Source organism: Polaribacter sp. 2305UL8-11 (assembly GCF_058147165.1).
Genome location: NZ_JBYVJW010000018.1, coordinates 48,042 through 67,259 on the forward strand (window position 1 = coordinate 48,042; position 19,218 = coordinate 67,259).

The following is a 19,218-nucleotide window of genomic DNA, read 5'->3' on the forward strand; positions in this document are numbered from 1 at the left end:
TCCAAATTCAGTGATACAACTTGTTGTTTTTAATGGTTCTGTTCTCTAACCATATTACTTATGAACACAGAACTTTTACTTTCAGAATATTGTCACTATTCAACCTATTTTAGAAACGTAACCAATCAAACAACCAAGCGATATAAAGAAAAAATCGGCTATTTTTTAAGATATTCAAAGATTACCAATAGCAATCAAATCAACGAATCCATTGTCCATTCGTTTTTTCTACATGGAAGGGTGGATAAAAAATGGAAAGTAACTACTTACAGAACTTACTATATGAGTTTAATCGTCTTTTTTAGATGGTGTGTAAAACAAAACTACATGGAGAAAAACTTTATTGAAGATATCGAGCTTCCTAACCTTGAAAAATCACTACCTAAATCGATCAGAAAACAAGATGCTTTTAGATTGTTAGAGGTGGTATATCATTACCCCTATACCCACAAATACCTCAAATACAGAAACCATGCTATTTTTGCTACATTTCTATTTGCAGGACTTCGCAAAAGTGAATTACTCAATTTAAAGCTACATGATGTAGACCTAGAGAACTTAACGCTCTTTGTAAGGCAAGGAAAGGGTAATAAGGATCGTATTATCCCTATCAGCTATACTTTGGCTCAAAGTCTAAATAGATACCTTGAAATGCGTAAAAAAAGCCTTAAAACTTGCCCAGAGTTTTTTACCTGTTCCAATAGAAATCGAGGACTTTCAGCTCCTGGTCTAAAATTGGTAACGAATCAACTCAAAAAAGCCTCAAAATTAGATTTTACGATTCATAAACTCCGTCATACGTTTGCAACTTTAATGTTAGAGGGAGGCTGTGATATCTTTAGCCTGTCAAAAATGATGGGGCACAGTGATATCAAAACCACCACTATTTATTTGTCAGCAACTGCAGAACATTTAAGAAGCCAAGTAACCAAACATCCTCTTAACAGAACTTTTTCTTAACTATCTTAAATTAACAAAATACAATTTGTTGTCCCTCCTATGGTTTCTAACTCCACGTTAAAATGATGTAATGAGTTACTATAAAAGAACAACCCAAATACCCAATGAAGTCATCGACACCTTAATGAAACAATTACCCTCCAGTGAGTTCAAAATTCTATTACTGATAATCAGAAGAACCTATGGAATGATACAAAAGGGAAGTACGAATAGGCGAATACATAGGGCATGGATTTCTCAAAAGTTGTTTTGCATCTGTTGTAATTTATCTGGACGTTCAGTCTCTACTGCTATTGAGAACCTGATACAAAAGAAATTAATAATTGTAACAGATTCCAATGGAAACATCCTGTACAGCAAAATAAAAAGACGAGGGAAACCTCGTTTGTATTTTGCAAGTCGTTTACGACTTGAACAGCAGGAATTTAAAAAAAAGAAAAAAGCTTGTGAACTTACCAGCACCAAACCTATGAACACAGTGCACATAATTAAACCAACAGAGATAAAACCAATATGTGATATGATTGCACAAGGGGTGAAACGCATTTCAGATACAGAACGGATTCAACAAATTTTAAAAACACAAACGAGTACCACAAATCCTCTAAAACCGACTAATCCCCACACTATCCACTAAAGTTTCGTGTACCCCCGAATTTTTTTGGTATATCGTACCATTTTTTACTCCTTTTCGTAGTTGTTAACTTTCTTTAGTATGTAAAAAGGCATTGAGATAACCCCATTGCCTTTTTACATTATTTTATGACACACATTACAACACACAACCTTACCAAGATGAGAAAGGCATCCTATTTGAAACTAAATGACCTTGCTCACATATTAAACATTGATGCATCGAATCTGCGCCGCTTTGAGATAGGAAAACCCTATCCCAAAGCACTCATAGGCTATCATATTCTATTTAATTTGCCAATACAAAGCAACATTAGACAAGTTTTTAAGCAAGGCTACAAGGAACTGATGCATCGTTCTTTTCAGCTCTTGGAACAATTGCAAGAGAAAAGCAATACGATTAAAAACAACTTACGTATTGAAGGATTACACAAAGTGATTGAACGATTGGTACATTTAGATGAACAATATGGAAAATAAAACCATATTGGCGTTGTATCCTAACAGAAGAGGAATTGCGTATGCATTATGTCACGATACAGATTTAGTTGACTATGGCATCAAATCGAACTATCCATTTTCACTAAAAAAGGCAGAAAAAAACATCAAAAAGTTTATGGAGTATTACAAACCAGATATTGTGCTTTCAAGAAACATCAACGATTTAAAAAAGAATCAATGCAAGAAGACCCAACGTGTCATTGATTTGATATGCAATGAAGCGAAAGCGAAGAAGTTAGAAGTCTATAGTTATACCAGAACACAGATCAAACAGGTATTTGAGAACTTTAAATGCAAATCTAAATTTGAAATCTCCAAAAAACTAATGGAATGGTTTTCAGAATTAAGAGCTTTTGAGTATCCTAAACGAACGGCTTGGGATACCGAAGATTACAATGCTGGAGTGTTTGATGCGGTGAGTTTGGCTGTGGTGTTTTGGTATTTTAATGAGTAGTTTTCATAAAAATAAAAGCTAATTTATTAGTTATTTGATGAATACAATTTGTTTTTACGAAACTTATTGTCAGGAGAGCCATAAGTAATTTTATTAAGAATAATATTTTGCTGATTATTTCCTAAAAAATCTATTTCGTTTCCTTTTATAGAAGTATTGATAATCTCAATCTTTGAAGTCACTTTTTCTGATTTAATTACTCTATAATTGTTATTAACCACCCCATACGTCTCAATAACTTCATTCTTGGCGTTAAATAAATATTTATTCAAAGGATTATTATTTGTGTCAAACAGCTCTTCTTTACTATTGTTTACTGTATTGTTTTCAATTTTGGAATTGACTATTTTTATTTTTTTTGTCTTACCTAGGTTAAAAAAAGAACGAGAAGTAACTTGATTATCTTTGAAAGTACAATTTTCAAACAAAATATCAGAGGAATCATAAGAAGAAAAAATTCCATTTGTACAATCATATATTTCAGTATCTTTTACTATTAATCTTTTACCTTTCCAATAATCAATCCCTTGAGTTCCACAGCCATATAGGAATGAAGATTCGATAAGTACATCATTACAATTTGAAAAATCCAAAACATCTCCATCGGGTCCACACCCTATTATGTCTTTATCAAGAATTCCAGAATGTCCTATTTTTAGGTTTTTTAATGTAAGATTATTTACATTATAGAAATCTAATACTGGGTCATTAATATTATTAGAAAAAATATGTACAGGATTTTCATTTTGACCAACGATTTCTAAGTTTGAAATGTTTTTTATTGGGAGGTAATATAAATTGTGGTTTTGGGCTAGTTCTTTCTGAGAAATATCATAACTTGATGCTGTAAGAATTATTTTAGTATTACTATCAATAGCTTTTATAAATTCTAATGCAGTTTTTGCATAGGCAATTTTTTTGGGCTTCTCAATTTTAGTCTTTTCAGAATTTTCTTTCAGAATTTTTTCTAATTCTCTTTTTACTGTTTTATAAACTCTTTCTCTTTTACTGGTTTTATTAAGAACTTTTTGTTGCTTTTTCTTTTGTTCTAAAACTTCTTTTTTCTTCTCTTTTTTTGAGGTTAAAAGATATTTTCTTTCTAAAGTTTTTATCTTATTTAAGATAGAATCTTTAAATTTTGCTATTTGGTTGATGCTGTCTTGGTAGTAATGAATATTATTAATAATCTGATTTTGAGTTTTAATCTCTAAATTATTAATGATTTTGGTTACTTTTAATTCTACTTTGTTACTGTCGCCTACAACAATAACACCATTTCGGTTATCAATTTTTGATTTACCATTTACTTTAAAAGTATTGTTATTGGAAGAACCACATGAATAAATAACTAAATAAATTAACAGTATTCCTATAAAGGGAAGAACGAGGGTTCTTTTTTGATTCTTTTTCATATTTAAAAACTTTTTCTTAATCCATATAACTGATCACGAATTGTTTGAACACTAACACGTTCACTATCAGTACAAATGTCACTTTCACAAAGATATAAAAGTATTTCATATACTGTAATTTGAGATTTTATATTTAATTTTGATAGTTCTGTAAAATTATTTCCCTCAACCTCTTTTTGCTCTTTTTCTATGGAATTAAGTTTAATAGCTAGCTTGTGTAATGATTTTTTTAAAACTTTTAACTTCACTTTCAAGTCGCAATCATCACAGGACTGTTCTTGTAATTGATCCTGCATATTTTTTAAATAACTTGTTGAGAAAAAAGAAATATTTTCTATTTGGATATCAGTAATATATTGGTCGATAGATTTTGACTTTTCTGTACAACAAATTTTCTCTTTATTGCTACTAAAAGAACTCATATATAAAATGAAAAGAGGAATGGACATGAGTAAAGCAAAAGAAATAATTTTCTTTTGAAGAGGACTTATTTCTTTTATAATTTGAATTAACTTATTTGGCGTAATAACAACTTCAGGTGTGTTTATAATTACTTTTTCTGTGTTGAAATACTTTGTTTTTTCGTTTTTTTCAGCATCATTTGAAACAGCATCAGGATCCAATGTCGGATTCTGTTTTATTTTAAGGTTTTTATATTCTTCTAGCCATTGATACCATTGATTTTTGGTTTCAAGAAAATAAAAACTGTAAAAATCTAAAGATTTAGCTATTCTCCCTTTCTTGCCAATAAGTCCATCTTTTTGATGGTTTGTAATAGCAGAATTACTCATCAAACAATCCTCAACAGTTTTATTATCTTCTTTTTTTAGAAAAGCTTTAAATTCATTGGATTGAAATTTTGCTATTAAAGCATTTTTACCATCTTTACTTAAGCCCAAGTTTTTACTATGCAATTTAAGTCTGAAATCTATGATATTCTTTTGGACTTCCTTTCTGATAGTATTTGGAGGAATATCTTTAATAGTAGTTATTTTACTTTTTATATCCATAAAGCCAATATTTTTATAACAAATCTATTGTTTTTAAAACAATATGAAAAATCACTTCATTTTTTTACTTCACAAAACACACTCTATAAAAACTAAATTTTAACTCTCTGTTTATATAGATGTATTAAGAGTTTCTTTTAAAGCTGATATTTTCATTGGGAACTCACTGTCATTTCACTGTGATTACACTACGCGTTTATTGATTTTAAAATACTGTAAAACAGTTAGTTATATGTTAAAACCATAAAAATCTATTGTAGTTTTACCAACAGATTGAGTAAGGAGGAAATAAAAAACACCTTCAGAAAAAATCTAAAGGTGACCATTTTTCAAAACCACATTTTGAAAAATAGCTGGTCGACAATTAGGTTACTAGCACTAATTGTAAACGTAAGTTTCATTGTATACTAGTTAATGAAAATTACAATAGAGATTGGCTGCATTTAGAAACGGTTTTGAAAAATTCAACACAAGTTAAATTTTTTAAAAACGATAAAAAATGGAAACAGCAAAAATTACTTTTTCTTATTTAAAGAGATTAAATAAAGAAATAAAGTCTGGAGATGTATCTAGACAAAATAAAGCTTTTAAAGTTTTAAAAACAATAGAACTTAAAGACCTTAACCCTGGTCTTATAATGTACATTGATTATCTACAGGGTAAACATCATTATTTAAATTTTAAACGTGACGATAGTTTAGCTTCTATAGAAGAAGCTGTAAAGTGCTATCGCAAAGTTTTCCAAACAGCACGTTGGTATAGAGTAAATGTTAGAAATCCTAAATATTACTTTAAGTATGCAGAAAGTACATATAAACTTTCTAAATATGTATTCTGTTTGTTTAAACAAAATGAATTACAGAATAAAGCATATTTAATAGCAATCTACAAGGGCAGACAGTTTCCAGATAACGGAGGGTCATTTGGTTGGTTACAAAGAGATATTTTAGACTCTTAAAAATTAAAGCACAGTTTCTATCGAAACTGTGCTTTTCTATTTCCAATTTTAAAACAATACATAATGAAAACAAACACAGCTATACAAAACCATCATACGATTTCTACATCAAGACACTTAAATACGAATTCACTTTTACAGCAATGGTGGAATACAAAACAACGGAATAATAACGCTAAAGACAAACAAGATGAAAACAAAACAGATTAATGTACTAAACAATTACTTCCAATCTAGAGCAGATCGGAAATTAAGAAACAATAACATATATCACTTAAAAACAAATAAAGATGAATTTATTAAGACGATTATTTAAGAAAAAGAAAAAAGATGCCACTAGAACGATTCTAGCGCATCAAGAATTAAGCAAAGAAATTCAAACCACAGATGCAGTTCTACTTATCAAACATAAGAAGACTGCACAGCAATTGGCAAATTTAGATTTTAAAAATATTGCCAAAGGAACTCGAATAAAAAGCTTTTTAGGCTCCTTAAAATCAGACTATCAAAAATTGGTTGATAAGATTGATAAAACCTTGGCAGGAAAATTAAGTGTTTTCCAATCGATCAAAGATATTGATGAAGCAAAAAAAATCATCAAGGATTTAAACCGAAAAATTTTAGAAGTGGTAGACAAATTAGTACTACTAAAAGGAAAGTTAGATGAAGCTTCCCAGAAGTTGAAAGCCAAAGTAAAAACGTGGACACATCAGAAAGTTTGGATCTTGTATTTTTTAGCAATTTTTGAGTTAGTAGCAAACTTCGGTGTTTACCAATTACTAGGAGGAAGTGCTTTTTCAGCAATTGCCATTTCTGTTATAAGTGCTTTTGTTGTCTATTGGTGGGGGCATATTACCCCAAAATATGTGGTGAAGTTTGGCGGAAATAACTTAAAAAAGCAGTTATTACTGTTTGTACTTTTTGCCAGTCCAATCTTCTTACTTTTTTACATGTTTTCTTCAATGAGGATTCAATCCTTATTGATTGCCAATCCTGAGATGGCAGATGTGTTTGTTTCATCCCCTATGGTTCCAACCCTCATAAATTTCTTTGGATATCTTATCTCTTGTTATTTAGTATATACGTACCGCCCTACAAAACAAGAAATGGACTTGTATAAAAAGTATTTATTAGATACTAAAGAGATTGAGGAATTAGAAAAAGAGCGTGAGCTTTTAATCCAACAGAAAAACAATGAAGTAACATCACTTCAAAACAAATTGACAGAACATTACAACTTTTTAGTATTGGCAGGACAATTAGAAACCGAAGTAAACACTCATTACAAAGGAAATTTTGAAGAGTTTAAGGCGGAATTGTATTTGAGAACCAATTCTAAATGTGATGTACTATTTACTTCTAAAGATGATTTACCTCCTTTAGAATTACAATACCAAAACATAGATAAAACCCAATTTGAATTATGCGAAACAGAATTAAGATAGCTTGTATAGCTAGTTTACTGCTCACAGGATGTGAGCAGTTTACACCCCAGAAAATGGCTTTGGTAATCCTCTCTGACAGAACTGACCAAAGTATTGTACAGCCCACACTTGCAGATGTTCAATCGGTAGTGGACACCAAATCGAACCCAAATCTTGGTGTAGATGTTATCTACCAACATATTGGTGATACAGATTATATCAGGCAATACAATATACAATTACCTGCGGTAACTGTATTGGAAAACACCCATCAAAGAAATTCTGATACCAAACGTTTTTACAAACGATTAGATTCTTTGATTCTTTATGAAAATGCTCAACATTATCATTATAAGAATTCAAGTGTGTTGTTTCCCTTATTAGAGCAATTGCAGGAGCTACAAAATGGAACTACAAGCAATAATGTGATTCTATTATACAGCGATTTAACGGAATTTTCGGACCTCTATAACAGTTATGCAAAACGCAAATCTCTGTTGAAAAACCCATTACAAGTAGCAGAGGAATTAAAAACAAAAATACAAATTCCAAAAGTGCTACATACCCAATTGTACTTGATCTATGAACCCAAAACAAAAGAGCAAAATCGAATGTTTCGCAGTTGGGTATTAATCTACAAAAAATTATTTACTGAAAAGGGGATTAAGGTAAAAGTTGGACTTGAACAGCAATGGCATCATGAGTAAGGTAAAAACATTTTTTAAAACCCTACAGCAGATATTCTCTGCTGTATGTAAACTCTTGATGATGGGCATTTATATGCTCTCAAGAATCACAGAGGGAATCTCAAAAATACTGGCAAAGATTTCTGAAAGATTTATTGATTAGCCCAGTCCATTATGGACATTAAGCAGAAATAATATGATTTATTAAAAAAAATAAGACAAATGAAAACATTTATAGACGCATTATTAGAACCGTTGACGATGCTGTTTGATGGCATTGAAAGTCTCTTTGAAAAAGACCATAGTTATAAGGGAAGTTTGGGAGATGCAGATAAAATTCTCAAACGCAAACACCCAAAAGGCAATGGACTTAAAATAGGTAGTCGCTTTGTGAGTTTAGCTCAAATGATGAAAGGTGGAATGCTCCTGCTGGGAAAAACTGGAGTTGGCAAATCCACAAAAATTTACCTCCAAAACCTACTTTCACTTACTGAATTAACTCCGATGTCAATTGTTTGTTTGGACTTGGCAGAAGAATTAAGAGATACCACAGGAGGGTATCTAGAAGATGTACTAGATGAGCAAGCTGTAATTAATTTTTCCAAGGCAGATGCATCCACCGTAACCTGGAATCCTTTGGAAGATTTAAAAGCAGAAGATGTGCATCGATTTTCGGTGGATTTGGTAGCGAGTCATACCCCAGATGGAGGTAGTAAAGATCCAATTTGGAACAATCTATCCGCTTCTGTGATTAGTTACTGTATTTTGCTTTTAAAACGTATTGAGTACATCACAGGATTAAGAGGATATGTAAACTTGTACAATGTCAGATATCTAATCGTTGTGTTACAAGGAGAGCCTACAAAGCTTAAGGCACTCATTTCTGTATTTGCTGACGATTTATTATACAGCAATTTCAAAGCATTCTTAGCCAATGATGCCAAGTTTTTAAACAGTGTACTTTCTAATGTTTTATCTGTGTTGGTACTTTGGCAAGATGAGGATGTGATACGCACGACTTCCACTACTTCGTTGGTGATGGAATCTTTTCGATATGAGCGTAAAATCCTCTGGATACAGAGTTCTATTACCGCCCAAAAACGATTAAAAGGACTGAACTCTTTATTCCTAAAAGCGTGGTTTGATTTCATTATGAAATCAGGTGTACCCACCAAAGAAGAACTTCCCATTGCTTTTTTTGCCGATGAAATGTCAGCTGTGACAACTACTGACAAAGGGTTTATTCCATTTATTTCCAGTCAAATACGTAAGTTTAAATCATTCGGAATCTTTGGTTATCAGTCTTATAGCCAATGCATCAATTTATATGAAAAAGAGGGCGCAACGACCTTAAGAACCAATACAGGAACTGTCTTGTATTTAGGAAAACAAGATTTAGATACCGTGACTCACATCAGCAAGTCTCTTGGGAGGTATTCTTACGAAAAAGAGGGTAAAACGCTTACAAGGGAAGTCATGACCCCTGAAGAAGTGATGTATCAGCATACAAAAGAGGGTGGCTTTTTAATCACCAGTGAGGAACGTCCTATTTGTTTGAAACGTATCAAAGCTTTCTATCAAGATAAATTGTTAAAAAAACGAGCTGAAATTCCTGCACCTGAGATTCAAACTAATAACCCAATGCCAGAACTCCTGCCAATTGATGAATTGATTAAGGATGTGATGAAACTCAATAAAAATACATCCAATGGAAAAGCTTAAAAGGACGCTTTCTAAAAACAAAAGGTGGATGAAAAATGCAATGATACTGTTGGTCTGTATTGCTGTTGCAACTTTTTTAAAATGTATTGAGCTTCAAAACAGAAACTCCACGAGAGCTGTTGAAAAGTGTTTGAATTGTATCGAACAATTGGTCAAAGAAAATCATCAAAAACAAAAAAAAGCTGAATAATGAAAACAAAGAAAGTAGTCCATTTTGATATAGGTAAAATATTAGCTATTGCAGAACATAGTTTGTTGCGATTATGGATTGCTTCTGAAAAGAAGTTAGCGCAATGGATGGAAAACTCTCAAAGAGAAAAACCTAAACGAAAGCAAAAGCTGTCAAAGAAAAGTAAGAAGAATTTGGCAAAAGAACGTGAACAAGATCGTGCTGTACAAAGAGCAATCCATCAGAAAAAAGTGCAAGAGCGATTTACAGCACTAGAAATACAATCTCTTGAAATAGAAAACGAAAACTCCAAGGATATAGAACATTAAAAATTAAAGACATGAAATTAATAACACCAGAATTAGAACAACGATTTGCAGAAGTTGGAAGTCAAAATGAAGCAGAAAACCCAATATTTATTACCAAGTTCTTCAACCCATGTGGCTCTCAGACTTGGTACGCAAGTGAGTACGACCCAGAGACAAAAATAGCTTATGGCTATGTTACAGGAATGTATGTTGATGAATGGGGAACATTTTCTATTACAGAATTAGAGGCATTACGATTGCCTTTGGGGTTAGGTATAGAAAGGGATATCTATTTCAAAGAACTCACGTTTAAAGAGCTGATTAGTAAACAACGATTTCAAGATTTAAATACTCAAGAAAAAGACAATACTAGGGACCAAGATATCGAACTCTAAACCATTTCTCTGTAAGAAATTAAAATGAAAACAACAGACTTTCCATACAACAATGTTCAAGCCTATTTAGATGCTATGGGTGTACTTGAATGGGGAACTGTTCAAGACATAGAAAATGCACGAAAAGAATATCGAAAGTTATACTTACAGCATTATCAAAAGCGTCGCTATCAGAGTACTCATACGAATATTAGTATTTCATTTTCTAAAAAAGAGAAAGTAATATTGGAAAAACTGGCACTTGAACAAGGAAAAAAATTAGCAGGCTTTTTAAAAGATATTGCACTCTTATACGTAGAAACTAATTCTATACATACAGCAAATATTAGAGCATCAAAAATCACAACAGAAATCAAACAATTATTCTCCCTTGGCTTTGATGTTGTAGAGGAATTAGCTTTTGAGAATAGTTACCCAGAGTTATCTAATAGTTATCAAGAATTACTACAGCTTTTCAAACAATTAGAAATCTTATTAAATCAAGAATTTTGATCATCAAAAGTATCAGTCATACAGGAAATAAAAAAGCAGCAAGAAAGCTCATAAAGTACATCTTTGATGGACGTAAGTCATTGAATGACCCAAAGGGTCAACAACTTATTTTCAAACAGCATCTTCGTGGATATGACAAAGACAAATGGGCGAAACAATTTGAAGATTTAGAAGCCAATAGAAAATCCCATTATGGCAACAAATCTGTAGTGGCATATCACGAAGTTGTCTCTTTTTCAGACCTATCAACTAAACACCTCACAAGATCCATTCTTAAAGATTTAGTTGGTAGATATATTAAGATGCGTACCAATGGTCAAATGTTATGTGTTGGAGCAATGCATTTTGAGAAAAATAAAAATTGGCACGCACATTTAGTTTTTTCAGGAATTCGTATGACTAACTATAAAAGTTCGAGGATCAGCAAGAAAAAGTTAGCTGATATTAAGAGTAAACTTCAAACCTATCAGATACAAACCTATCCATTTTTAGAAGATAGTATTGTACGACATGGATTAAAAAAAAAGAATTAACCAAAGCCCATTCTGAAAAAGAAAGTCAACTTAAAAAAAGGATGGCAATGCCATCGGATAAGGATATGCTATTTGAAAAAGTACAGGATATTTTTCAAAAATCTACTTCGATACAACAATTTGAAAACCTACTTTTAAAAGCTAATATTCAAACTTACCATCGTAATTCAAAACTCACTGGCGTTTATTTTGGAAAGCGAAAATATAGGTTAAAACATAGTTTAGGTATTGATCCACAATTACTACTTTTAAAAGACAAAACCCAAGAGCGTTTTGCCTCACTTCAGCAAATGAAACAACAGCAAGATTTAGACAAATCTAAGGATATAGAATTATAAAAAATCATTCTATTTTTTTATGCACAGTTTGGTGAGAAAGGGAGTTTGAGGGAAATTCTTTTCCTTCAACCAGAGGCAAGTTTTATTGATAACGATAGTTTCAATTAAATTTGCAATCTGGCATCACGATGTCGCTAAAAGAAAAATCATTTTCGATTTACGTCGTTGTGATTGGATTTGTTAGTTTCGATTTGTCGGAAAAGCACCGCAATGCGACTTCCGTTAAATCGATTTTTTATTATTAGTATAAATAAATAATATTTTTACATATATTGTAAGTTGTAAATAATACAAAACAAAATTGAATGTATGGAATTGATGAAAATGTATTAAACTTACTAATATCTATTATTGGAGGAATTTTAACGGTTGTTTTACTGGGTTTAATTTCTAAATTTTGGATGGTAATAGTAAATGCATTAGATAGGAAAAGTAAAAGAGGAGCTATTCTTTACGATAGAAGATACTTAATTTTTTTTCAAATTATTATTGTACTTATTTTAAGTTCATTAATATATTTTACATTTCCTCTTTCATTGATTGGAGAAAAGACTTTAATTATTGTGACCTCATTTGTTTTGGTTTACATATTACTATTTGAGTTGTTTGGTTTTTGGAGGATTGGCTTAACTCATATTACGTCAAAAATATCAAAAGACACATATAAAAGAGCTTTTAATTCAACACATAAAAATTTTTATTTAGTAGGCACGAATGCGTTTAATTTTGCGAAGCTGGATGAATTTGAAAGAATGTTAAAGAGAATAAAAGAATCTAGGGGTAATGTAAAATTACTATTAGCGCATCCATCTTCTCAGGGATTAATAGAAGCTGCTCGAAATAGAGGATTTAAAGATAATTATTATCAAAACCAAGCAAAAGTATCCATAGGTCATATTTTAAACTTTAAAAATAAATTAGGTTTAAATATTGACTTTTTACTTTACAAAGCAAGTTGTATTGAAAACTTGCCTATATTTAGGTCGATGTTTCTTGACGAATCTTTTTGTGTGGCTTCTATAGCGGTATATGGAAGAGAAGATCATGGAAAAATATTTCCTCAAATATATGCCAAAAGTACTGTTAAAAATGGAAATGCTCCCAAGAGCATGTATAATGTTGTATATAGATATTTTTGTACTCTATGGGATGATGCATACGAAATAACGTCTAATGAAGAAAAAACATATATCAACGTTTGGAAAAGAAGTAACTTTAATGATAAATTATAACTATGTTTCATGACTACAAGACAATAGGTCCACATTGGCATCATATCCCTCAAGTTGTTGCTTTTAGTATTTTACGTAAAAATCTTAAGGGAGAAGTAGTTTCATTTTCTAGAACCAAAGATTCAACATTTCATAGACAAGAACTAGAGAAACTAATTAAACCTAAAACTCCTATTCATTGGATAAAACAAGTACATGAGGACTTATCTTTAAATTTACCTATAGATAAAGAAGCATGTGCAGATGGCTCAACGACAAAAATTAAAAAAGTTGTATGCGCAATTAGAAGTGCTGATTGTTTACCAATAATTTTTTCTTCAAATAAAGGAGATCAAGTTGGAGTTGCTCATGCTGGTTGGAAAGGTTTAAATAATGGTATTATTAAAAGCGTATTATCTAATTTTTCTAATCCTTCTCAAGTCCTAGCTTGGTTAGGTCCAGCAATCTCTCAAGATAGTTTTGAAGTTGGACCTGAAGTTTATTCTGAATTTGTTAATAAAGACTCAAAATTTAAAGAAGCTTTTAATAAAGGATTAGGAGGTAGGTTTTATGCCGATTTATATAAGATTGCTAAAATCCAGCTTGTAGAATTAGGAGTTTTGGAGAAAAACATTTCAGGAGGAGGAAAAGATACTTTTACAGATTTGGATTTGCACTCTGCTAGACGAGATAAAGATGAGAGTGGACGTATGGCGACATTGATTTGGATACAAGATTGTTAAAAAAGTAATGCCTAAAAGTATAAATAATTCCAAAAAAAGAGAATTTTTAAAGACAACTCTTTAAAAATATAGGTTAGATTTTTGAATTAGGCTTTTTTGCGAATGGCATTCAGTTCAGATAATCTACTTTTCATCTTCACTTCCTGTAGCTTTTCAACACGATCTTTCTCAATCATAGAATCCAAAAGGATGGTCACTACATTTCTGTTGTATTCAGATAAGTCATTAATCATAGACAATTTTTGAGCCACCGATTTATCTTTAATTTCTGAAGATTGAAATAATTCTATCACTCCAATCCCCAAGGCATCCGCAATCCGAACAATAGAAGCCAAACTTGGATTGCTTCCACCACGCTCTAAACGTGAATACGTAGGCACCAACATTCCACAACCCTCAGCAACGTCCTTTTGCGTGAGTCCTTTTTCTTTTCGAATACGTTTAATGTTGGCGAGTAAAAGTGCTTGTGTAGGCTCCATGGTAGAATTTTAAATGTCGATTATTGACCAAACATAGGGTAAAAATATAAAAAAACCAAAAAACACAAGTTTTATTTTTATTTATAAACAAATTAGTTTACTTTTGAAATATATTTTTGTGTAATATGATGTTTTTAAAAGCTACCTAACAAATGAATCACTTTGACACCACCAATCCTAACCATTTCAAATATACAACAGAACTATTAGACTTCCATATTCTAGGAGGACTCACTACGTTCGGTTTAGATCGTATGCGTGTCACCTTAAAAGTAAATAGAATTGAGGATGAATTTCACGCCTACCGAAATAATATCGATTTATATAACGCTAATAGTGTTGAGAAATTTGTGCGTAAACTCGCAGAGTTTTTAGAAGTAGGAACGTCAAAAATTAGAAGAGCCTTACAAGTATTGATTGCTGAATTAGAAAACTACCGATTGGAACAATTAGATGAGATAGAAAACGAAGAAGCCGAGGAATATCTGTTATCCAAAAAAGAACGTCGTTCGGCTTCTGATTTTCTAAAATCTAAAAACCTATTAGAAAAGACAAATAAGTTAATCGGACAATCTGGCGTGATTGGAGAAGACGGAAACCGATTACTTATGTATTTGATTTTTACCTCTCGTAAAATGAACAATCCCTTAAACTGTATTTCTTTTGGAAGTTCGGGCTCTGGTAAAACACATTTGCAATCCAAGATTGCAGAACTCATACCTGAAGAAGAGATACTTAGCCTTACTTCGTTATCTGCCAATTCATTTTACTATTTCAAAAGAACAGAGTTAAAACATAAGTTGATATTAATAGAAGATTTAGACGGAGCAGAAGATGTACTCTATCCACTTCGAGAATTACAAACTAAAAAACGTATTACCAAGTCTGTCGTTCAAAAGGGAATTGGCGGACAGGGAAAAACTAAAAACCTAACCGTTGAGGGGCCAGTATCTGTTGCAGGATGTACTACCCAAGAAAGTATTTATGAAGATAATGCGAATCGTAGTTTTTTAATCCATATTGATGAGAGCGAAGCGCAAGACGAACACATTATGGAATATCAAAGAAAACTTTCAGCAGGGAAGATAGATATTGAAGAAGAATTAAAAGCTGAAGAATTGTTATGCAATGTACAGCGATTACTCAAACCTATTAAAGTGATAAACCCATATGCCATATACTTGTCTCTGCCTCGGGCAGTATTTAAGCCACGAAGAACCAATGCCCATTATCTGCAATTTATTGAAGTGATTACATTCTATCATCAGTTACAGAGAGCATCGAAATTCGATCTCCAAACTGGAGAGGAATATATTGAGACCACGTTAGAGGATATCAAATATGCCAATGAAATTCTAAAACCAATATTGCTTCGTAAATCTGATAATCTAAACGGAGCCACAAGAACATATTTAGAAAAACTAAAAACCTATTTAGAAAACAAAGGAGACACCTTATTTACCAATAGGGAAATCAGGAAAGAATTTCGTATTGCAGAAAGCACCTTACGAAGATATCAGCTCTTGTTATTACAAGAGGGCTATATCAAAAGAAGAAAGGATATCGATAGTGATTCCTTTGCTTATGAAATTGTTGATGCCAATGAGTTTCAAGAATTAGAGAACAGTATCAATTCTGCGCTTAATTTTTGTATTGAAAAAATGGAGTCGCAGAACTCTTTAAGTAAAGAAACAAAATAAAATACCTTGCCACGCCGAGCTTCGGCGCGCCAAGGTTCGCCATTTTAAAAGTGGCGAGGTTAAAACTCAATAAATCAAACAGTTGTAAGTGCCTCGCCACAAAAACTAAAAACACAAGCAAGGTCGAGAGGCTCGACACCCAATACATAGAAAATCAACAAAAAGATACTGAAATAAGTTCAGCATAAAAATGAAGAAACTACTACTAAAAAGCACCTCATTTATCACATTGATAGAAAGCTATACCGAATGGTTAGATGTGCTTGGTTATGCTTCTTCTACCGTTTATAATCTTCCCAATCATTTAAAAGAGTTTTTCTATTACCTAGAGTGCAAGGGATATTATGATATTTCATTCATCACTACTCAACTTGTAAAAGACTATTACAACCATTTATCCAATAGAAAAAACCAACGACGTGGTGGTTCACTATCCAAGGCTTTTTTAAACAAACATCAACAAGCATTAAAACTCTTTTTAAAATATCTCAAAGAACACAAATCGAATATCAAATTTGGTGTGCACCTCAAAGGAGAGAAAACCAACTACCAAGAAAACAAAGTTATCCTTACACAAGAAGAAGTCAAAGAACTCTTTGAAGCCTGTAATTTCTCGCACATGGAAGAACATTTTCAACTGCGAGATAAGGCGATATTAGTTTTGCTGTACAGTTGTGGATTAAGAAGAAACGAAGCCGTGCATATCAATATCGAAGATATCTTGTTTGAAAAAGGGCGTATTTACATCAGAAAAGGAAAAAACTACAAAGAGCGGGTAATACCCGCCAATAAGTATAATTTAAATATACTTGAAGAGTATCTGTATGAAGCACGACCAGAGTTTTTAAAAAATTACCAAACAGATGCGCTTCTACTTTCTAATCAAGGAAAACGAGCAAGCGATTTAACGATTGCCAATCGTTTAAAAGAAATTGTCAATGCTACTGAAAATGAAACCATCCAAGAAAAGCATATTACGCTTCACACACTTCGCCATAGTATTGCAACCCATTTAATGCAGAACAAAGTTCCAATCAAATCAATCAGCACCTTTTTAGGTCATGCTTCATTGGAAAGCACACAAATTTATGTTCATTTAGTCAAAAAAGAAGCCCAACTAAAAGATGATGTATAGAGAATATTTACAAAAAGAAGGATATGCCAAAACGACCATTACTTCTTATTTGCGTTACCAATCATTTTTTTCCAATTGGTGCGCATACAAAGATTATGAAGAAGCTACTATTGATTACAAATCTTGCCTTTCATATATCAAATACATCCAACAATCAAAAAAAGGGAAAACCATTACTAAAAGTACAGTTAATCATCAATTGGGTGCTTTAAAGATTTATTTCAATTATTTAATAGACCAAGAACAGCGGTTTGATAATCCAATAGAGAATATTAATATCCGAGGAGTTAAACGAACATTGAATCATAATTTGTTAGAACCTGAGGAACTCGAAGATTTATATTACAGCTATCAAACAGAACGTATTGAATTTCCAAGTTCTAAATCGGTTGCGATTCGTAACAAAGTCATTACAGGTTTAATGGTTTATCAAGGCTTAAATGCGACTGCTCTAAAATCACTCAAAGTAGAACATATTCAATTAGAAAAGGGAACTATCTATATTCCAAGCACACGCATAACAAACAGTAGAACATTAGAGCTAAAATCAGCCCAAATCCTTCCTTTTGTGCTGTATTTAGAGAAACACAGAGAAATACTCCAAGAGGAACTCAAAAACTACACAGAAAGCCTGTTTCCGCTCAATTCAGATCGCTTTGACATCATAACACTTCACTTATTTAAAAGACTCAAACGAATAAATCATAAAGTGACCAATGTAAAGCAAGTCAGAGCTTCGGTAATAACGAATTGGCTCAAAACGTACAATATTCGAGAAGTACAGTATATGGTTGGACATCGTTATATTTCTTCCACGGAAAGATACCAACTGGATGACCTTGAAAATCTACACGAAATGATTGAGAATTTACATCCGATTCAATTTACTGATTTTTAATAAAATACCTATTTGTAGGGATTTCTTTATTGGCAATTAATTATAGCTTAGTGGTCTCACTTTAAAAATAAAATATTATGTCATGTAAAAGCCCATCATTAGAAAGAGTAACAAAAAAATCCGAAAATGCTAAAAATCAAATCATAGCATTAAATAAACAACTCCAAGAACTTGAGAGTTCTGCAAAAGAAAAATTTGAAGAAAGAATTTCAGAACGAGCTGAAAAAATGAATATTAATGATTTTAAGGAACTTATTTATAGTTCTGCAATAAAGACAGAATATTCTTACGAGTTTAGTTTGGAAAAAATAGCACCAGTTATCGCAGCAGCACTTGAGGCTGTGGCTCAATCTCTAACAGGTTCAGTAGTACAAATATTAACTTCTCCCAATGCGATTAGTAGTTATTCTGACCTAATCGTATCAATATCAGAAGCGGCTAAATCAAACTCCTCTGCTTCTAAGAGTTTTTCTTTTAGCTCAACTAGAGTTGCTCCTGGTGTTTATGCATTTTTGTCAGCAACATCGGTGTCGATAACTGATAAAGAAACTTTTGGTGAAGAAGCTGTAACTTCAACATCAATTTTTTACAGTTTAAGAAATAGCATTCAAGATTTAGATTATAATAATAAGTTTAATTCATATTATAGAGATTCAGAACTATTACTAAAGTTTAAACATATACAGATTGGCTATGCAGATGAGTTGGCTACAGGGAAAATTACCCTTGCTGTTTGGATGGAAAAGAATACTATAGTCGAGAAAATTATTCAAAATATAGAAGATAGATTAGATATATTTAGGTTCAAAGATATAGTAGCTAATGCCAAGTTAGATACTGTTCCTGTAGAGGCATCACTTTTTGACACTACAAATGCTAGAAGTATTTTAGAGCAGTCTGTAATTAGGTTAGAAGATAAAGGATCAATTTATAAACCTGCACTTGATAAGGCTCGTACTTTATTAAATAAACCTTTATTTTAAGATTAGAATAATTTTACTCTAAAAGATTTTTCTTTGAAAAAAAACATACCTTTGAATTTATCACGTATGATATT

The 19,218-nt window shown here is 31.9% G+C and carries 24 protein-coding genes; 21 read left to right on the plus strand and 3 right to left on the minus strand.

What is annotated here, in order from left to right; translation table 11 throughout:
* Positions 1–60 precede the first annotated feature (60 nt).
* The 4 genes from ACY2RW_RS14995 to ACY2RW_RS15010 all read left to right on the plus strand — a co-directional run bounded on the left by ACY2RW_RS14995 (position 61) and on the right by ACY2RW_RS15010 (position 2,548).
* Entirely contained in the window at positions 61–960 is a 900-nt protein-coding gene (locus tag ACY2RW_RS14995; RefSeq protein WP_490123553.1) for a tyrosine-type recombinase/integrase, read from the plus strand.
* Positions 961–1,030: 70 nt separating this feature from the next.
* Positions 1,031–1,597: a replication protein gene (locus tag ACY2RW_RS15000; protein ID WP_490123554.1), complete on the plus strand. Its 567-nt coding sequence runs from the start codon at positions 1,031–1,033 to the stop codon at positions 1,595–1,597.
* A 158-nt stretch (positions 1,598–1,755) separates the two neighbouring features.
* Positions 1,756–2,073, plus strand: coding sequence for a hypothetical protein (locus ACY2RW_RS15005; RefSeq protein ID WP_490123555.1), 318 nt, complete (start codon positions 1,756–1,758; stop codon positions 2,071–2,073).
* Entirely contained in the window at positions 2,063–2,548 is a 486-nt protein-coding gene (locus ACY2RW_RS15010) for a hypothetical protein (RefSeq protein ID WP_490123556.1), read from the plus strand. Before ACY2RW_RS15005 ends, ACY2RW_RS15010 begins: the two co-directional genes overlap by 11 nt.
* 26 nt (positions 2,549–2,574) lie before the next feature.
* Here the strand turns inward: ACY2RW_RS15010 and ACY2RW_RS15015 are convergent, their stop codons facing one another.
* On the minus strand, positions 2,575–3,960 hold the full coding sequence (locus ACY2RW_RS15015) for a right-handed parallel beta-helix repeat-containing protein (protein ID WP_490123557.1): 1,386 nt from the start codon (positions 3,958–3,960) through the stop codon (positions 2,575–2,577).
* 2 nt (positions 3,961–3,962) lie between these two features.
* Positions 3,963–4,970 carry a hypothetical protein gene (locus ACY2RW_RS15020; RefSeq protein ID WP_490123558.1) on the minus strand — a complete coding sequence of 336 codons (1,008 nt, stop codon included), beginning with the start codon at positions 4,968–4,970 and terminating at the stop codon, positions 3,963–3,965.
* Between the two features lie 499 nt (positions 4,971–5,469).
* Between ACY2RW_RS15020 and ACY2RW_RS15025 the strand changes: the two genes are divergently transcribed.
* The 13 genes from ACY2RW_RS15025 to pgeF all read left to right on the plus strand — a co-directional run bounded on the left by ACY2RW_RS15025 (position 5,470) and on the right by pgeF (position 13,949).
* The gene (locus ACY2RW_RS15025) at positions 5,470–5,928 is read left to right on the plus strand and encodes a hypothetical protein (RefSeq protein WP_490123559.1); all 459 of its coding nucleotides are present in this window, start codon (positions 5,470–5,472) and stop codon (positions 5,926–5,928) included.
* A gap of 63 nt (positions 5,929–5,991) precedes the next feature.
* Entirely contained in the window at positions 5,992–6,138 is a 147-nt protein-coding gene (locus ACY2RW_RS15030) for a hypothetical protein (protein WP_490123560.1), read from the plus strand.
* A gap of 80 nt (positions 6,139–6,218) precedes the next feature.
* Positions 6,219–7,373 (plus strand): hypothetical protein, encoded by a 1,155-nt coding sequence (locus ACY2RW_RS15035; RefSeq protein ID WP_490123561.1) that lies wholly within the window; start codon positions 6,219–6,221, stop codon positions 7,371–7,373.
* Positions 7,352–8,059 carry a hypothetical protein gene (locus ACY2RW_RS15040; RefSeq protein WP_490123562.1) on the plus strand — a complete coding sequence of 236 codons (708 nt, stop codon included), beginning with the start codon at positions 7,352–7,354 and terminating at the stop codon, positions 8,057–8,059. The genes ACY2RW_RS15035 and ACY2RW_RS15040 overlap by 22 nt, the downstream gene beginning before the upstream one ends.
* 201 nt (positions 8,060–8,260) lie before the next feature.
* Entirely contained in the window at positions 8,261–9,760 is a 1,500-nt protein-coding gene (locus ACY2RW_RS15045; RefSeq protein WP_490123563.1) for a type IV secretory system conjugative DNA transfer family protein, read from the plus strand.
* A complete protein-coding gene (locus ACY2RW_RS15050) occupies positions 9,747–9,950 on the plus strand; it encodes a hypothetical protein (RefSeq protein WP_490123564.1) in 204 nt (67 codons plus the stop codon). Before ACY2RW_RS15045 ends, ACY2RW_RS15050 begins: the two co-directional genes overlap by 14 nt.
* Complete coding sequence (locus tag ACY2RW_RS15055; protein WP_490123565.1) at positions 9,950–10,258, plus strand: hypothetical protein; 309 nt, start codon at positions 9,950–9,952, stop codon at positions 10,256–10,258. Before ACY2RW_RS15050 ends, ACY2RW_RS15055 begins: the two co-directional genes overlap by 1 nt.
* An 11-nt stretch (positions 10,259–10,269) precedes the next feature.
* Positions 10,270–10,632: a DUF2958 domain-containing protein gene (locus ACY2RW_RS15060; RefSeq protein WP_490123566.1), complete on the plus strand. Its 363-nt coding sequence runs from the start codon at positions 10,270–10,272 to the stop codon at positions 10,630–10,632.
* A 24-nt stretch (positions 10,633–10,656) separates the two neighbouring features.
* Positions 10,657–11,124, plus strand: a complete 468-nt coding sequence (locus ACY2RW_RS15065; protein ID WP_490123567.1) for a hypothetical protein — start codon at positions 10,657–10,659, stop codon at positions 11,122–11,124.
* On the plus strand, positions 11,121–11,657 hold the full coding sequence (locus tag ACY2RW_RS15070; protein WP_490123568.1) for a relaxase/mobilization nuclease domain-containing protein: 537 nt from the start codon (positions 11,121–11,123) through the stop codon (positions 11,655–11,657). Before ACY2RW_RS15065 ends, ACY2RW_RS15070 begins: the two co-directional genes overlap by 4 nt.
* A 47-nt stretch (positions 11,658–11,704) precedes the next feature.
* Positions 11,705–11,995: a hypothetical protein gene (locus tag ACY2RW_RS15075; protein WP_490123569.1), complete on the plus strand. Its 291-nt coding sequence runs from the start codon at positions 11,705–11,707 to the stop codon at positions 11,993–11,995.
* 305 nt (positions 11,996–12,300) lie between these two features.
* Positions 12,301–13,227 carry a hypothetical protein gene (locus tag ACY2RW_RS15080; RefSeq protein WP_490123570.1) on the plus strand — a complete coding sequence of 309 codons (927 nt, stop codon included), beginning with the start codon at positions 12,301–12,303 and terminating at the stop codon, positions 13,225–13,227.
* A gap of 2 nt (positions 13,228–13,229) precedes the next feature.
* Positions 13,230–13,949 carry a peptidoglycan editing factor PgeF gene (gene pgeF / locus ACY2RW_RS15085; RefSeq protein ID WP_490123571.1) on the plus strand — a complete coding sequence of 240 codons (720 nt, stop codon included), beginning with the start codon at positions 13,230–13,232 and terminating at the stop codon, positions 13,947–13,949.
* An 86-nt stretch (positions 13,950–14,035) separates the two neighbouring features.
* On the opposite strand, the gene ACY2RW_RS15090 is transcribed toward pgeF, so the two are convergent.
* Complete coding sequence (locus ACY2RW_RS15090) at positions 14,036–14,428, minus strand: helix-turn-helix domain-containing protein (protein ID WP_490123572.1); 393 nt, start codon at positions 14,426–14,428, stop codon at positions 14,036–14,038.
* A gap of 152 nt (positions 14,429–14,580) precedes the next feature.
* Between ACY2RW_RS15090 and ACY2RW_RS15095 the strand changes: the two genes are divergently transcribed.
* The 4 genes from ACY2RW_RS15095 (at position 14,581) to ACY2RW_RS15110 (ending at position 19,144) form a co-directional block, all read left to right on the plus strand.
* A complete protein-coding gene (locus tag ACY2RW_RS15095) occupies positions 14,581–16,128 on the plus strand; it encodes a hypothetical protein (protein WP_490123573.1) in 1,548 nt (515 codons plus the stop codon).
* A 190-nt stretch (positions 16,129–16,318) separates the two neighbouring features.
* On the plus strand, positions 16,319–17,263 hold the full coding sequence (locus ACY2RW_RS15100) for a tyrosine-type recombinase/integrase (protein ID WP_490123574.1): 945 nt from the start codon (positions 16,319–16,321) through the stop codon (positions 17,261–17,263).
* Positions 17,253–18,161 carry a tyrosine-type recombinase/integrase gene (locus ACY2RW_RS15105; protein WP_490123575.1) on the plus strand — a complete coding sequence of 303 codons (909 nt, stop codon included), beginning with the start codon at positions 17,253–17,255 and terminating at the stop codon, positions 18,159–18,161. The genes ACY2RW_RS15100 and ACY2RW_RS15105 overlap by 11 nt, the downstream gene beginning before the upstream one ends.
* A gap of 77 nt (positions 18,162–18,238) precedes the next feature.
* Positions 18,239–19,144 carry a hypothetical protein gene (locus tag ACY2RW_RS15110; protein ID WP_490123576.1) on the plus strand — a complete coding sequence of 302 codons (906 nt, stop codon included), beginning with the start codon at positions 18,239–18,241 and terminating at the stop codon, positions 19,142–19,144.
* Positions 19,145–19,218: the final 74 nt, after the last annotated feature.